The 14,732-nt window shown below is 75.0% G+C and carries 13 protein-coding genes; 4 read left to right on the forward strand and 9 right to left on the reverse strand.

Features of this window, described 5'->3' with window-relative positions; translation table 11 throughout:
• Positions 1–10 precede the first annotated feature (10 nt).
• Complete coding sequence (locus JD79_RS21490) at positions 11–1,939, reverse strand: TIGR03960 family B12-binding radical SAM protein (protein WP_110007167.1); 1,929 nt, start codon at positions 1,937–1,939, stop codon at positions 11–13.
• Between the two features lie 279 nt (positions 1,940–2,218).
• On the opposite strand from JD79_RS21490, the gene JD79_RS21495 reads away from it, so the two are divergent.
• Positions 2,219–4,465 (forward strand): putative bifunctional diguanylate cyclase/phosphodiesterase, encoded by a 2,247-nt coding sequence (locus JD79_RS21495; protein ID WP_146220515.1) that lies wholly within the window; start codon positions 2,219–2,221, stop codon positions 4,463–4,465.
• Between the two features lie 40 nt (positions 4,466–4,505).
• Here the strand turns inward: JD79_RS21495 and JD79_RS21500 are convergent, their stop codons facing one another.
• Genes JD79_RS21500 through ndk form a run of 4 tightly spaced genes read right to left on the reverse strand, consistent with a single transcriptional unit; the run spans position 4,506 to position 7,518 of the window.
• Positions 4,506–5,339, reverse strand: coding sequence for an ABC transporter permease (locus tag JD79_RS21500; RefSeq protein WP_110007169.1), 834 nt, complete (start codon positions 5,337–5,339; stop codon positions 4,506–4,508).
• Complete coding sequence (locus tag JD79_RS21505; protein ID WP_245900276.1) at positions 5,336–6,115, reverse strand: ABC transporter permease; 780 nt, start codon at positions 6,113–6,115, stop codon at positions 5,336–5,338. Before JD79_RS21505 ends, JD79_RS21500 begins: the two co-directional genes overlap by 4 nt.
• A 1-nt stretch (position 6,116) precedes the next feature.
• Positions 6,117–7,061 carry an ABC transporter ATP-binding protein gene (locus JD79_RS21510; protein WP_110007170.1) on the reverse strand — a complete coding sequence of 315 codons (945 nt, stop codon included), beginning with the start codon at positions 7,059–7,061 and terminating at the stop codon, positions 6,117–6,119.
• Between the two features lie 43 nt (positions 7,062–7,104).
• Positions 7,105–7,518 (reverse strand): nucleoside-diphosphate kinase, encoded by a 414-nt coding sequence (gene ndk, locus JD79_RS21515; RefSeq protein WP_211308100.1) that lies wholly within the window; start codon positions 7,516–7,518, stop codon positions 7,105–7,107.
• 73 nt (positions 7,519–7,591) lie between these two features.
• Here ndk and JD79_RS21520 point away from each other — a divergent pair, with 73 nt between their 5' ends.
• Complete coding sequence (locus JD79_RS21520; RefSeq protein WP_110007171.1) at positions 7,592–7,813, forward strand: helix-turn-helix domain-containing protein; 222 nt, start codon at positions 7,592–7,594, stop codon at positions 7,811–7,813.
• Position 7,814: 1 nt separating this feature from the next.
• Positions 7,815–8,351, forward strand: coding sequence for a Clp protease N-terminal domain-containing protein (locus tag JD79_RS21525; protein ID WP_110007172.1), 537 nt, complete (start codon positions 7,815–7,817; stop codon positions 8,349–8,351).
• Positions 8,352–8,364: 13 nt separating this feature from the next.
• Here the strand turns inward: JD79_RS21525 and JD79_RS21530 are convergent, their stop codons facing one another.
• Positions 8,365–8,739, reverse strand: coding sequence for a DUF4233 domain-containing protein (locus tag JD79_RS21530; protein WP_110007173.1), 375 nt, complete (start codon positions 8,737–8,739; stop codon positions 8,365–8,367).
• A complete protein-coding gene (gene folC, locus JD79_RS21535; protein ID WP_110007174.1) occupies positions 8,736–10,076 on the reverse strand; it encodes a bifunctional tetrahydrofolate synthase/dihydrofolate synthase in 1,341 nt (446 codons plus the stop codon). Before folC ends, JD79_RS21530 begins: the two co-directional genes overlap by 4 nt.
• 42 nt (positions 10,077–10,118) lie before the next feature.
• Here folC and valS point away from each other — a divergent pair, with 42 nt between their 5' ends.
• Positions 10,119–12,704 (forward strand): valine--tRNA ligase, encoded by a 2,586-nt coding sequence (valS, locus tag JD79_RS21540; RefSeq protein ID WP_110007951.1) that lies wholly within the window; start codon positions 10,119–10,121, stop codon positions 12,702–12,704.
• 1 nt (position 12,705) lies between these two features.
• Here the strand turns inward: valS and JD79_RS21545 are convergent, their stop codons facing one another.
• Both JD79_RS21545 and JD79_RS21550 read right to left on the reverse strand, forming a co-directional pair.
• Entirely contained in the window at positions 12,706–13,635 is a 930-nt protein-coding gene (locus JD79_RS21545) for an oxygenase MpaB family protein (protein ID WP_110007175.1), read from the reverse strand.
• Positions 13,636–13,724: 89 nt separating this feature from the next.
• Positions 13,725–14,639 carry a DUF559 domain-containing protein gene (locus JD79_RS21550; protein WP_110007176.1) on the reverse strand — a complete coding sequence of 305 codons (915 nt, stop codon included), beginning with the start codon at positions 14,637–14,639 and terminating at the stop codon, positions 13,725–13,727.
• Between the last annotated feature and the right edge of the window lie 93 nt (positions 14,640–14,732).

The following is a 14,732-nucleotide window of genomic DNA, read 5'->3' on the forward strand; positions in this document are numbered from 1 at the left end:
GCGGCCCACCTCAGCGACCCACGACGGTCAGCGGCAGCAGGCTGCGCCCCGTGGGACCGATCTGGATCTCCGTGCCGTTCGTCGGGCAGACGCCGCAGTCGTAGCAGGGCGTCCACCGGCAGTCGGCGACCTCCTCCTCCGACAGCGCGTCCTGCCAGTCGTCCCAGAGCCACTCCTTGTCCAGCCCGGAGTCCAGGTGGTCCCAGGGCAGGACCTCGTCCTGGGTGCGCTCGCGGGTGGTGAACCAGTCGAGGTCGACACCGAACGGGGCGAGCTCCTCGGCGGCCGCGGCGGTCCACCTCTCGAAGGAGAAGTGCTCGCTCCAGCCGTCGAACCGGCCGCCCTCGCGCCACACCCGCTCGATGACCCGGCCCACCCGGCGGTCGCCCCGGGAGAGCAGTCCCTCGATCACGCCGGGCTTGCCGTCGTGGTAGCGCAGGCCGATGGAGCGGCCGATCCGCCGGTCGGCGTTGATCGCCTGGCGCAGGACCCTCAACCGGTGGTCGATGGTCTCGGCGCTGGCCTGGGCGGCCCACTGGAACGGCGTGTGCGGCTTGGGCACGAACCCGCCGATGGAGACGGTGCAGCGGATGTCCTTGCGCCCGCTGGCCTCCCGGCCGGCGCGGATGACCTCGACGGCGAGCTCGGCGATCTCCAGGACGTCCTCGTCGGTCTCCGTCGGGAGCCCGCACATGAAGTAGAGCTTCACCTGCTGCCAGCCGTTGGCGTAGGCGGTGGTGACGGTGGCGACCAGGTCCTCCTTGGACACGGTCTTGTTGATCACCCGGCGGATCCGCTCGCTGCCGCCCTCGGGGGCGAAGGTGAGCCCCGACCGGCGGCCGTTGCGGGACAGCTCGTTGGCCAGCGTCACGTTGAAGGCGTCCACGCGGGTCGACGGCAGCGACAGGCCGGTGTTGGTGCCCTCGTAGCGGTCGGCCAGCTCCTTGGCCACCTGGCCGATCTCGGAGTGGTCGGCGCTCGACAGCGACAGCAGCCCGACCTCCTCGTACCCGGTCGCGCGCAGGCCCTGGTCGACCATCGACCCGATGCCGGTGATCGTCCGCTCGCGCACCGGGCGGGTGATCATCCCGGCCTGGCAGAAGCGGCAGCCCCGGGTGCAGCCGCGGAAGATCTCCACGCTCATCCGCTCGTGCACGCTCTCGGCGAGCGGGACCAGCGGCGTCTTCGGGTAGGGCCACTCGTCGAGGTCCATGACCGTGCGCTTGCCGACCCGCATCGGGACGTCGGCGCGGGTGCGGGTCACCGCGGCGATCGCGCCGTCGGGGCCGTAGGAGACGGCGTAGAAGCGCGGCACGTAGACGCCGTCGACCCGGGCCAGCCGGGCCAGCAGCTCCTCGCGCCCGCCGGGCCGGCCCTGCTCCTTCCACGCCGCGACGACGTCGGTGACGTCGCCGACGGCCTGCTCGCCGTCGCCGAGGACGGCGCAGTCGACGAAGTCGGCGATCGGCTCGGGGTTGAACGCCGCGTGCCCGCCGGCGACGACGACGGGGTGCGTCTCGTCGCGGTCGGCGGCGTGCAGCGGGATCCCGGCGAGGTCGAGCGCCTCGAGCAGGTTGGTGTAGCCGAGCTCGGTGGCGAAGCTGACGCCGAGGACGTCGAAGTCGCGCACCGGCCGGTGGGCGTCGACGGTGAACTGGCCGACGCCGTGCGCGCGCATGAGGGCGGCGAGGTCGGGCCACACCGCGTAGGTGCGCTCGGCCAGGGCGTCGGGCCGTTCGTTGAGCACCTCGTAGAGGATCATGAGGCCCTGGTTGGGCAGCCCCACCTCGTAGGCGTCGGGGTACATCAGCGCCCAGTGCACGGCGACGTCGTCCCAGGCCTTGACCTGGGCGTTCAGCTCGCCGCCGACGTACTGGATCGGCTTCTGCACCTGGGCCAGCAGGGGCTCGAGACGGGGGTACAGGCTCTCTCCGCTCATGACCGGTCCAGGGTAGACGCCCCTCGGGGGCGGTCCGGTGTCCCGTCCGCTCGACCGGCGCCGCTGCGTGAGCGTCAGTACACTGACCGTGACCAATGGGGGTCGTCTCCGAGGAGGAACATGGTCCGGCCGACCCGGGGACCCGGGGTGCCGAGGGACGTCGGCGGCGTCCTCCCTCCCCGAGCCCGTGGCCGGTCCTCCGTGGTGTTCCCTCCCGGCCGCGCGGTGCCGTCCCTGCCCCGGGGCCGGGCGGTGCCGTCCCTGCCCCGAGGCCGGGCGATGCCGCCCGAGCAGTGGGCCGCCCACCACACCGTCGTCGTCCGGACGCTGCTGGTGCTGCTGGTGGCGGTGCCGGTCTACGCGCTGGCCCGCGGGCACGACCTCGCCTCCACGGCGCTGCACACCGTGCCCGTCGCCCTCCTGGCCCTCGCCGCGTGGACGCCGTCGCTGGGCCGCGACACCCGCGCCGCGGCCGCCGCGCTCGGGCTGATGACGACGGCCGCGATGGCCGTGCAGCTGTCCGACGGCGCCACCGAGGCGCACTTCCTGTTCTTCGCGCTGCTGCCACTGGCGGCCCTCTACGCCGCGCGCGCCCCGTTCCTGCTCGCCGTCGCCTTCGTCGCCGTCCACCACCTGCTCGTCGGCACCCTGCTGCCGCACCACGTCTTCGCGCACGGGCCCGACCCCCTGCCGATGGCGCTGCTGCACGCCGCGTTCGTGCTGCTCGAGAGCTGGGCCTGCCTGGTCGCCTGGCGGCACTTCGACGACCGGCGCGAGCACGTGGAGGCGCTGGTCGCCGCCCGCACCGCCGAGCTCTCCGCCCAGCGCGACGAGCTGGCCCGGCTGGCCGCCGTCGTGCAGTCCACCGACGACGCCGTGGTCACCGCGACGCCGGACGGGCGGATGACCTCGTGGAACCCCGGTGCCGAGCGGCTCTACGGCTGGGCCGCGGACGAGGTCGTCGGCCGGCACGCGTCCCTGCTCTCGGCCGGCCAGGACCTGCCCGCGGACCTCACCACGCTGGGTCCCGGCACGATGGAGCGGCGCCAGCGGCGGCGCGACGGCGGCGCGTTCGACGCGCTGGTGACGCTGTCGGTCATCCGCGGCGACGACGGCACGCCCACCGGCGTCGCCGCCATCACCCGGGACATCACCGGCCGCAAGCGCGACGAGGCCGAGGCCCGCGCGACCGCCCGCCAGCTCGAGCAGCAGGCCGGCGAGCTGGCCCGGATGGCGCTGCACGACCCGCTCACCGGGCTGGCCAACCGGGCGCTCATGCAGGACCGGCTCGAGCACGCCCTCGCCGACCGCCGGGCGCGCCGGCACGCGGTGCTGCTGCTCGACCTCGACGACTTCAAGACGGTCAACGACACCGCCGGCCACGAGGCGGGCGACGCCGTTCTCCTGGCCGTCGCCCGGCGGCTGGAGTCCTCCGTGCGGCCGGCCGACACCGTCGCCCGGCTCGGCGGCGACGAGTTCGTGGTGCTCATGGAGGACGTCGAGGGGCGGCGCGACGTCGTCCCCGTGGCCGAGCGGCTGCTCGGTGCGCTGCGGCGGCCGGTCGAGTGGGGCGGCGAGCGGTTCACCGTGGGCGGCAGCGTCGGCGTCACGTTCACCGACGCGACCGACGGCCGCGGCATGGACGACCTGCTGCGCGACGCCGACCTCGCGATGTACGTGGCCAAGGCCGGCGGCAAGGACCGGGTGCGGGTGTTCGAGCGCGGGATGCGCGAGGAGGTCGCCGCGCAGGACGAGCTCGTGCGCGACCTGCGCGCCGCCGTCGGCACCGGCGAGCTGCGGGTGCTCTACCAGCCGCAGGTCGACCTGCGCAGTGGCGCGGTCACCGGCGTCGAGGCCCTGGCGCGCTGGCAGTCGGCCACCCGCGGCCTGGTCGAGCCCGCCGGCTTCATCCCGGTCGCGGAGGCCACCGGTGTGATCGACGAGATCGACGACTGGGTGATCGCCCAGGCCTGCGCCCAGCTCCGCGCCTGGGACGACGCCGGCCTGCCGCCGCTGCGCGTGGCGGTCAACGTGTCGCCGCGCCGGCTGACCACCGGTGACCTGGCGGTGGGCATCGCCGCGGCCACCCGGGACGCCGGCGTGGACCCCGGCCGGCTGGAGATCGAGGTGCCCGAGGCCGTGGCCGCCGGCCCCGACGCCGCGGCCGGCATCCGCGCGGTGCGGGCGCTGGGCGTCCACGTGGCCATCGACGACTTCGGCACCGGCGCGTCGTCGCTGTCACGGCTGCAGGACCTGCCGCTGGACCGGCTGAAGATCGACCCGTCGTCCGTGGCGCTGCTCGCGGCCGGCGCCGCGGCGGGCTCGGTGGCCGACGCCGTCATCGCGCTGGGCAACAGCCTGGGCCTGCAGGTGGTGGCCGAGGGGGTCGAGCAGCCCGCGCAGCTGGCCGCCCTGCGGTCACTGGGCTGCGACGCCGCCCAGGGCCACCTGTTCGGCTCCCCCGTGCCCGCCGCGACCGTCGAGCGGCTGGTGCGCGCCGGCCGCCCCCTCCTCGGCGCGGCGTGAGCAGCCAGCACCCGGTCAGACGGCCCCGTGCAGCCCTCCGCTACGCGAGCAGCAGGCGCTGCAGGCGGCGGGCGCCCAGCGCGAGCCCGGCCAGCCCCATGACCGCCAGGTAGGCGGCCGAGCCGAGCAGCGCCCACCGCACGTCGCCGGTCACCAGCCCGCGGACCAGCTCGATGCCGTGGTAGAGCGGCGTGCACTCGACGAGGAGCTGCAGCGGCCGCGGGTAGGTCGACAGCGGGTAGAAGGTCGTGGAGAACAGGAACAGCGGCAGGATCGCGACCTGGACGAACTCGAAGTCCTGCCAGCCGCGCAGGAAGGTGCTCGCGGCCAGCCCGACGGCGGCGAAGGCGAACCCGATGAGCACCGCCGCCGGCAGTGCCAGCAGCGCCCACCACGAGCCGACCAGGCCCATCGCCAGCATGACGAGCAGGAACGCCGTGGAGTAGACGGCTCCACGCAATAGCGCCCACACCGTCTCCCCCACCGCGGCGTCGGCGGCCGAGACCGGCGTGGCCAGGACGGCGTCGTAGAGCTTGGCGTAGCGCAGCTTGAAGAACAGGTTGAAGACCGCGTCGTAGACCGCGCCGTTCATCGCGGCCGAGGCCAGCAGCGCCGGGGCCACGAACTCCTGGTAGGTCAGGGCCGTGCCGGTGTCGGTGACCACGTCGCCGACCAGCGCGCCGATGCCGACGCCGATGGAGAACAGGTAGAAGAACGGCTCGGCGAACCCGGACACGAAGACCAGCCAGCTGCGCCGGGCCACCAGCAGGTTCCGGTACACCAGCTGCCCGGCCCGCCGCGCCGACACCGGGTACAGCGGCACCACGCGCAGCAGCAGCGAGACGGGGCGGGTCGCCGTCGGGACGCCGGTCACCGGACCAGCCGCCGCTGCAGCGTCCGGGCGGCCAGCCACGTCCCGGCGGCGGTCCACAGCGCCAGGTACCCGACGTGCAGCAGCGCGGAGCCCGCCTCCGCAGTCCCCAGCGCGAGGTCGCGGGCCAGCGCGACGCCGTGCCACAGCGGCGTGGCGTAGGCGGTCCACTCGAGCACCACCGGCAGCTGGGTGACCGGGAAGAACGTCCCGCTGAACAGGAACATCGGCACGATGAGGAACCGCTGCAGCGCGGCGAACGCGGCGTCCTCCTCCAGCCGGGCGGCCATGGCGGAGACCGGGGCGGCGAAGGCCAGCCCGGTGAGCAGCGCGACCGGCAGCGCGAGCACCACCAGCGGGCTCGCCGCCGCGCCGAAGAGCACCAGGACGACGAGGAAGGCCGCGGCCGACGTCGTCACCCGGAAGGCGACGTAGAGCAGGTGGCCGGCCAGCACGTCGGCCGGGCGGGCCGGGGTGGCGAGCACCGCCTCGTAGAGCCGGTCCCACTTCAGCGCCCCGAGCACCGGGTAGCTCGACTCGCCGGTCGCCGTCTGCATGGCGGCGGCCACCAGGAGCCCGGGCGCCAGGAAGGCCAGGTAGCCGACGCCACCGGGGACGCCGGGCCCGCGGTCGACGAGGCCGCCCAGGGTCAGGCCCATCGCGGCGAGGAAGAGCACCGGCTCCAGGACGCTGCCGATGGCGCTGCTGCGCCAGAAGTGCCGGTGGGCGGTCAGCCGCTGGACGAAGAACGACGTCGCCGCCGGGCCGGGCAGGGCCACGTCAGTCCACCAGCGTGCGGCCGGTGAGCCGCAGGAAGACGTCCTCCAGCGAGCTGCGGCGGACCAGGGACGACAGCGGCCGCAGCCCGAGCGCGAGGACCTCCGACAGCGCCGCGTCGCCGTCGGCGGTGTAGAGCAGCAGCCGGTCGGGCAGCTCCTCGACCCGCTCGACGGCGCCCCGGGCGGCCAGCGGCGCCAGGGCGGCGGCGTGCGAGGGGCCTCCCTCGGTCAGGGGGAACCGCAGCTCGAGCACCTCGCGGGTCGACCAGGTGGCGATCAGCTGGGCCGGGCTGCCCTCGGCGGCGATCCGGCCGCGGTCCATCACGACGAGCCGGTCGCACAGCTGCTCGGCCTCGTCCATGTAGTGCGTGGTGAGCACCAGGGTCACGCCGCGCTGCTTGAGCCGGTAGAGCCGCTCCCAGAGCACGTGCCGGGCCTGGGGGTCCAGCCCGGTGGTGGGCTCGTCGAGCAGGACGACGTCGGGGTCGTTGACCAGCGCCCGGGCGATGGTGACCCGCCGCTTCATCCCGCCCGACAGCGGCTCGACCCGGTCCCCCGCGCGGTCGGTGAGCTGCACGAAGTCCAGCAGCTCCGCGGCCCGCTCCCGCACGGTCGCCCGGGGCAGGCCGAAGTACCGGCCGTAGACCAGCAGGTTCTCCTCGACGGTGAGCTCGAGGTCGAGGTTGTCGGTCTGCGGGACGACGCCGAGGCGGGCGCGGATGGCCGGCCCGTCGACGGCGGGGTCCATGCCGAGGATCCGCAGCTCCCCCGCCGTCGGCGGCGAGACCGCGCCGACCATCCGCATGGTCGTGCTCTTGCCGGCGCCGTTGGGCCCGAGGAAGCCGAAGGACTCCCCGGGCGCGATGTCGACGTCGATCCCGTCGACCGCCGTGTACGTGCCGAACCGCTTCACCAGGCCCCGGGCCCGGACCAGCGACTCCACCATGCCTCCCATGCTGGCCCCGGCCCCTGGGGCGGGGTCCAGCCGATTACGCGGAGAGGTCGGGGAAGAAGAGCCCGATCTCGCGGGCGGCGGACTCCGCGGAGTCCGAGCCGTGCACGATGTTCGACTGCACCTCGAGGGCGAAGTCGCCGCGGATGGTGCCGGGCGCGGCCTTCACCGGGTCGGTGGCGCCGGCCAGCGCGCGGAACGCCTCGACCGCGCGCGGCCCCTCGACGACGAGGGCGAGCAGCGGGCCGCCGGTGATGAACTCGACCAGCGAGCCGAAGAAGGGCTTCTCGCGGTGCTCGCCGTAGTGCTCCTCGGCGACCTCGCGGGTCAGCGTGCGCAGCTCGGCCGCGACCAGGCGCAGGCCCTTGGCCTCGAGACGGGAGACGACCTCCCCGACCAGGCCACGGGCGACGCCGTCGGGCTTGACGAGGACGAGGGTGCGATCAGTCACGAGGCGGCACCCTACGGGACGGCATGTGTCAACTCGGGTTGACAGACGGCGGGATGTCAACGACAGTTGACGCATGGCCACTCCCACCGACGTCACCACCGCCGCCGCGGCCGACGACCCGGACACCGGCCTGCACGCCGTCCGGGCGCTGCGCGAGCTGGCCGAGCGCCTCGAGGTGCTGCAGGTCGGCAACGCGCGGGCGCGCGGCTGGTCGTGGCAGCAGATCGCCGGGGCCCTCGGCGTCAGCCGGCAGGCCGTCCACAAGAAGCACGCCCGGAGCAGGAAGGACGTCTGAGGTGTTCGAACGCTTCGCCCACGAGGCCCGCCGCGCGGTGGTCGTGGCCCAGGAGGAGGCGCGCGACCTGCGCGCCGGGCGCATCGAGCCGGTGCACCTGCTGCTCGCGCTCACCCGCGACCCCGGCCGCGGCGGTGCGGCCCTGCGCTCGGTCGGCCTCGACCACGCCGCCGTCCGCGACGCGCTGGCCCGCTCGGGCGGGCCGCTGGACGCCGACGCCCTGGCCGCCGTCGGCATCGACCTCGAACAGGTGCGCGCCGCGGCGGAGTCCGCCTTCGGTCCGGGGGCGCTCGAGCGCGGGCCGCTGGAGCGCACCGGCCACGTCCCGTTCGGCGACGGCGCCAAGAAGGTGCTCGAGGGCGCGCTCCGGCACGTCCTCGCCCAGCCGCGCCGGCGGCGCGACCGGGTCATCGACACCGGGCACCTGGTCCTCGGCGTCCTCGCCGTCGCCGACCCGGTCGTCGAGCGGGTGCTGCGGCACCTGGGCACCGACGTCGTCCGGCTCCGGCAGGGGCTCGACCGCGCGTCGGCGGCCTGAGCCGCCGTCCGGGTCAGTCGGCGGGCGCGGCCGGCTCGCGGAACGGCGAGCCGAGCAGGTCCTTGCGGACCTGCAGCAGGTACAGCCAGATGAGCACGAACAGACCGCCGACGAACCACATCGACGAGTCGATGAGCCCGGTCAGCAGGAGGGGCACCTGCAGCCCGGTGGCGATCTCCAGGCCCCGCGGGCGCCGCTGGATGCCCGAGGCCAGGATCAGGACGGCGGCGAGCGCCAGCAGCACCGTCAGCCGGACGCCACCGAGCCCGGCCGGTGTCTGCGCGATGGCCCGCGGGACGAACAGCACCGCGATCCCCTCGAGCAGCAGCACCGCGGCGGCCGCGCCGCGCAGCGCCTTCCCGGCGCGGACCGGGTCCGGCGCCGTCACGACCGGCCGCCGAGGACGGTCCTGGCCTCGCCGGCGGTGATGACGCTGCCGGTGACCAGCACGCCCGACCCGCCCAGGGCGTCGTCGGGACCGGCCTCGGCCAGCTCGATCGCCTCGGTGAGCGCCTCCGGCAGCCGCGGGGACACGCTCACCCGGTCGGCGCCGAACACGTCGACGGCCAGGGCGCCGAGCTCGTCGGCCGGCATCGCCCGCGATGAGCTGTTCTGCGTCACGACGAGCTCGGCGCAGACGGTCTCCAGCTCGCGCAGCATGCCCTCGACGTCCTTGCCGTGCACCGCGCCGACGACGCCGACCAGCCGGGTGAAGTCGAAGGACTCGCGGATCGCCTCCACGGTCGCGGCCATGCCGGCGGGGTTGTGCGCGGCGTCGACCAGGACCGTCGGGCTGGTGCGCACGCGCTCGAGCCGGCCCGGCGAGCGGACGGCGGCGAACGCGGCGCGCACCGTCTCCTGGTCGATCGGCCCGGTGGCGGCGCCGGCGCCGAGGAACGCCTCGACGGCGGCCAGCGCGGTGGCCGCGTTCTGCGCCTGGTGCGCGCCGAACAGCGGGAGGAAGACCTCCTCGTACTCACCGCCCAGGCCCTGCAGCCGCAGCTGCTGCCCGCCGACGGCGACCCGGCGGTCGAGCACGCCGAACTCGGTGCCCTCGCGGGCGACGACGGCCTCGACCTCGACCGCGCGGCGGACCAGCGCGTCGAGCGCCCCCGGCTGCTGGCGGGCGAGGACGGCGATCGCGTCGGGCTTGATGATCCCGGCCTTCTCACCGGCGATCGTGGTCACGTCGGGGCCGAGGTACTCGGCGTGGTCGAGCGCCACCGGCGTGACGACGGCGACCTTCGCGTCGACGACGTTGGTGGCGTCCCAGGTGCCGCCCATCCCGACCTCGACGACGGCGACGTCGACCGGGGCCTCGGCGAAGGTCGCGTACGCCATCCCGACCACGACCTCGAAGAAGCTCATCGGGTGCTCGCCGGCGGCGTCGACCATCTGCACGTAGGGCGCGATGTCGTCGTAGGTCTCCACGAAGCGCTCGGCGTCCACCGGCTCGCCGTCGAGGACGATCCGCTCGCGCAGGGACTGCAGGTGCGGGCTGGTGAAGCGCCCCACCCGCAGGCCGAAACCGCGGAGCAGCTCGTCGACCATCCGCGCCGTCGTCGTCTTGCCGTTGGTGCCGGCCACCTGCACCACCGGGTAGGCCCGGTGCGGGGCGCCGAGGAGGTCGACGAGGGCGGCGATGCGTCCCAGGGACGGCTCGAGCCGGGTCTCCGGCCAGCGCGCCAGCAGCTCCTTCTCCACGCGCGTCAGGTCGCTGCTCATCCTCTCCAGGATGCCAGCCGCCGGGTTCCTAGGATGGAGGCCATGGTCACCGACTCCGCCACCCCGGTCAGCACCACCCCGGGAGCCGGGTCCGGCGTACCCGAGAAGCCCAGCCTCGACGGTCTCGAGGCCACCTGGGTCGCCCGCTGGGCCGAGCAGGACACCTACGCCTTCGACCGCGCCGCCGCCCTGGCCGCGCCGCGCGAGCAGGTGTACTCGATCGACACCCCGCCGCCCACGGCCAGCGGGTCCCTGCACGTGGGGCACGTGTTCAGCTACACCCACACCGACATCGTCGCCCGCTACCAGCGGATGCGCGGCAAGCACGTCTTCTACCCGATGGGCTGGGACGACAACGGGCTGCCCACCGAGCGGCGCGTGCAGAACTACTACGGCGTCCGCTGCGACCCCTCGCTCCCCTACGACCCGTCCTTCGAGCCCCCGGCCAAGCCGGGCAAGGACCAGGTGCCCGTCTCCCGGCGCAACTTCGTCGAGCTGTGCATGCAGCTGACGGAGGAGGACGAGCACGCCTACGAGCAGCTGTGGCGGCAGGTCGGCCTGTCGGTGGACTGGACCAACGTCTACCGGACGATCTCGGAGACCTCGCGGGCGACCGCGCAGCGGATGTTCCTGCACAACCTCGCGCGCGGTGAGGCCTACGCGCAGGAGGCGCCCACCCTCTGGGACGTCACCTTCCGCACCGCCGTCGCGCAGGCCGAGCTCGAGGACCGCGAGCGCCCGGGCGCCTACCACCGGATCTCCTTCTCGGGCCCGTCCGGCCCGGTCTTCATCGAGACCACCCGCCCGGAGCTGCTGCCGGCCTGCGTCGCGCTGGTGGCCCACCCCGACGACGAGCGGTACCGGCCGCTGTTCGGGCAGACCGTGCGGACGCCGCTGTTCGGCGTCGAGGTGCCGGTGGTCCCCCACCGCCTCGCGGAGCCGGACAAGGGCTCGGGCATCGCGATGATCTGCACCTTCGGCGACCTCAACGACGTCACCTGGTGGCGCGAGCTGCAGCTGCCCACCCGCGCGGTCGTCGGCTGGGACGGCCGGCTGATGTCCGAGGCGCCCGACGGCGTCCCGGCGGAGCCCTACGCCGAGCTGGCCGGCAAGACGGTGTTCAGCGCCCAGCAGCGGATCGTGGAGATGCTGCGGGCGTCCGGCGACCTGCACGGCGAGCCGAAGGCGATCACCCACCCGGTCAAGTTCTTCGAGAAGGGCGACCGGCCGCTGGAGATCGTCACGACGCGGCAGTGGTACATCCGCAACGGCGGCCGCTCCCCCGAGCTGCGCGACGCGCTGGTCGCCCGCGGCCGGGAGATCCGGTGGGTGCCCGAGCACATGCGGCACCGCTACGAGAACTGGGTCGAGGGCCTCAACGGCGACTGGCTGATCAGCCGCCAGCGGTTCTTCGGCGTGCCGTTCCCGGTCTGGTACCGGCTGGACTCCGCCGGCGACCCGGACTACTCGGCGCCCCTGCTGGCCCCCGAGGAGTCGCTGCCGGTCGACCCGTCCTCGGACGTGCCGCCGGGGTTCGAGGAGTCGCAGCGCGGCGTCCCGGGCGGGTTCATGGCCGACCCCGACGTCATGGACACCTGGGCGACGTCGTCGCTGTCGCCGCAGGTGGCCTCGGGCTGGGACACCGACCCGGAGCTGTTCTCCCACGTCTTCCCGATGGACCTGCGGCCGCAGGCGCACGACATCATCCGCACCTGGCTGTTCTCGACCGTCGTCCGCTCGCACTACGAGTTCGGCGCGGCGCCGTGGACGCACGCGGCGATCTCCGGCTTCGTCGTCGACCCCGACCGCAAGAAGATGTCGAAGTCCAAGGGCAACGTCGTCACGCCGGTCGACGTGCTCGAGCGCTACGGCACCGACGCCGTCCGGTGGCGGGCCGCCGGTGCCCGGCCGGGCGCGGACTCGCCGTTCGACGAGGCGCAGATGAAGGTCGGCCGGCGGCTGGCGATGAAGATCCTCAACGTCGGCAAGTTCGTGCTGGGGCTCGGTGTCACGGCCGGGCTGACCGGCGAGCAGGTCACCGAGCCGATCGACCTCGGGCTGCTGCGCCGGCTGGCCGGCGTCGTCGACGAGGCGACGGCGGCCATGGACGCCTACAACTACACCCGCGCCCTCGAGGTGACCGAGGCGTTCTTCTGGTCGTTCTGCGACGACTACGTCGAGCTGGTGAAGTCCCGCGCCTACGGCACCGGCGCGGCGGCGGAGTCGGCGCAGGCCACGTTGGCGCTGGCGCTGTCGGTGCAGCTGCGGCTGTTCGCGCCGGTGCTGCCGTTCGTCACCGAGGAGGTCTGGTCCTGGTGGCAGGCCGGGTCGGTCCACCGGGCGCCGTGGCCGGCCGCCGCCGAGCTGCCCGCCGGCGGCGACCCGGAGGTCGTGCCCGTGGTGGCCGCGGCGCTGGCCGGGGTCCGCAAGGCCAAGTCCGACGCCAAGGTGTCGATGCGGGCCGACGTCGAGTCGGCGACCGTGACCGCGCCCGAGGCGCAGGTGCCGCTGCTGGAGGCCGGCCGCGCCGACCTGGTCGACGCCGGGCGCATCGCGTCGCTCGACGTCGTCGCCGGTGAGGGCCCGCTGACCGTGGACGTGGTGCTGGCGCCGCCCGCGGAGGCCTGAGCTAGGCCGCCGTCTCCCGCGCCCACGCCGGCGCCGGGCCCATCCCCAGCCGCCACCGGGCCGCCTCCTCCGACGGGCTGTGCTCGCCGAGCGCGAGGCGCAGCCCCCGCAGCTGGGCGCGGGCGACGGCGACCTGGGCGGCGCCGCCGCGCCCGCGGCCGGGGACGCCGGCGCACCCGGCCACCGCGGGCGAGACCACGTGCGCCGCGGCCCCGGCCAGGCCGCGGTAGAAGACCCGCTCGGCCGCGCCGAGCCCGGGCGGGGCGGTGACGAAGGCGCGCATCGCGTCGGGGACCGGCGCGAGCTGCGGTCGGTGGGCGGCGAGCGCCTCGGCCAGCCCGGCCGCGCTGGTGGGCAGGTCGGTGGCGCCCAGCCGCTGCGCGCTGCGCGCCCACTCGCGGACGTAGACGTCGGGCCAGCCGCGGCCGAACCTCGGAGTGAGGTCGCGGCCGACGGCCTGCTGGGCGGCGAGGAAGGCGTCGGTGAAGGCGAGGTGCACCCAGCGCAGCAGGCCGGGGTCCGACGCCGAGTAGGAGCGGCCGCGGATCCGGCCGCGCACGGTCTCGTGCATCCCGCGGACCCGGGCGGACTCGCGCTCGGCGAGCTCCTCGGAGCCGAACGTGCTGACGACCAGCCAGCGCGCCGTGCCGGCCAGCCGCTTCCACGGGTCCTCGCGGTAAGCCGAGTGCCGCTGTACGCCGGCGAGCGCGAGCGGGTGCGCCGCCTGGCCGAGCAGCGCCGCGACGCCGCCGACCAGGGTGGACAGGTCGCCGTGCACCCGCCACACCACGCCGTCGGGCTCGAACCAGCCGGGGCCGGTGCCGACGAGGGCGATGTCGCGCACCCAGCCGGGCGCGCCGGTGGGGTCGCCGGACACGCGCGTCCGGAACGCCTCGCGCGCGGCCTCGGGCAGGGACGTCAGCACGCGCACACCCCCGACTGTGCCAGCCCCCCGCTCCCCCGGCCCTCCGACGCCGACCGTGTGCGCTGACGCTGGGTTCCCGGGCACGGAGTGCGGCGTCAGCGCACACCCTCGCGGTGGAGGCGGCGCCGGACCCGGTGGACGGCGAGGATCTCGGCGCGGCAGGCCTCGGGCTCAGCCGTCAGCCGCCGGTAGCCGAAGCGCAGGGTCTGCCAGCCCGCCGTCGCGACGAGGGCGTCCCGGCGGATGTCCCGCTCGCGCTGCGCCCGGGAGCCGTGCCAGGCGGCCCCGTCCATCTCGACGGCCAGCTGGACCTCGTCGTACGCGGCGTCGAGGACGAACACCTCCCCGGCGACCTCGAGCCGCCGTTGCTGGGTGAACACCGGCATGCCGGGTCGGCGCAGCACCGTGAGGCAGCCCCAGATCTCGAGCTCGCTGCGGCATCCCTCGGCCAGCAGGCGCACGAGATCGACCAGCGCGGCACGTCCGGGCAGGCAGGGACGGCGGTCGAGTTCGGCGTACAGCTCCCGCGGCCGGCAGAGTCGCCGACGCACCGCGTCGATGGCCGCGGCGCGGACCTCCGCGCGGGTCAGCCCGGCCGGAGTCCCCCACGTGTCGACGACGGCGCGTTCGGGACAGGAGACGGGCAGGCCCTCGACCCGCCGGATGCCGTCCTCCAGCGCCCGGGTGCGGTGGAGGACGACGCCCGCGGTCCCCCGCGCACTCCGGGTGTGACCGACGGTGAGATGCACGGGACCACCGGGCGGGGCGAGCTCCCACAGCGCCAGGGCGGACCGGTGGCTGACCACCCCGACGCTGGCACGGACCGCGGCCTCGACGCGGAGCCGCCAGTCGCCGGCCACCGCGGGCAGCGCGTAGACGCCGGGCTGAAGGCGTGCCAGCCGGCCGGTGGCCACCCAGCGGGCCACCGTGCCGCGATCCACCCGGGCGGTGAGCGCCTCCCAGGTGGTCCATCCGTCCGGACCGACGAGGGACGAGGGGTCGAGGGTCACCAGGTGACGGTGGCCGAGTCCCCACCGCGGGTGTGGCGGCCACGGGGATCTGTGGACGACCGGTGGCGGTGTGCGCTCAGGCCGGGTTCTCCC

Origin of the sequence: Geodermatophilus normandii (assembly GCF_003182485.1) — a bacterium.
GTDB classification, from domain to species: Bacteria; Actinomycetota; Actinomycetes; order Mycobacteriales; family Geodermatophilaceae; genus Geodermatophilus; species Geodermatophilus normandii.

Coding starts and splice junctions, on each gene's coding strand:
- JD79_RS21495 (WP_146220515.1), top strand. CDS start 2,219: ATGCCGCCCGAGCAGTGGGCCGCCCACCACACCGTCGTCGTCCGGACG.
- JD79_RS21520 (WP_110007171.1), top strand. CDS start 7,592: ATGGCCACTCCCACCGACGTCACCACCGCCGCCGCGGCCGACGACCCG.
- JD79_RS21510 (WP_110007170.1), bottom strand. CDS start 7,061: ATGGTGGAGTCGCTGGTCCGGGCCCGGGGCCTGGTGAAGCGGTTCGGC.
- folC (WP_110007174.1), bottom strand. CDS start 10,076: ATGAGCAGCGACCTGACGCGCGTGGAGAAGGAGCTGCTGGCGCGCTGG.
- valS (WP_110007951.1), top strand. CDS start 10,119: ATGGTCACCGACTCCGCCACCCCGGTCAGCACCACCCCGGGAGCCGGG.
- JD79_RS21490 (WP_110007167.1), bottom strand. CDS start 1,939: ATGAGCGGAGAGAGCCTGTACCCCCGTCTCGAGCCCCTGCTGGCCCAG.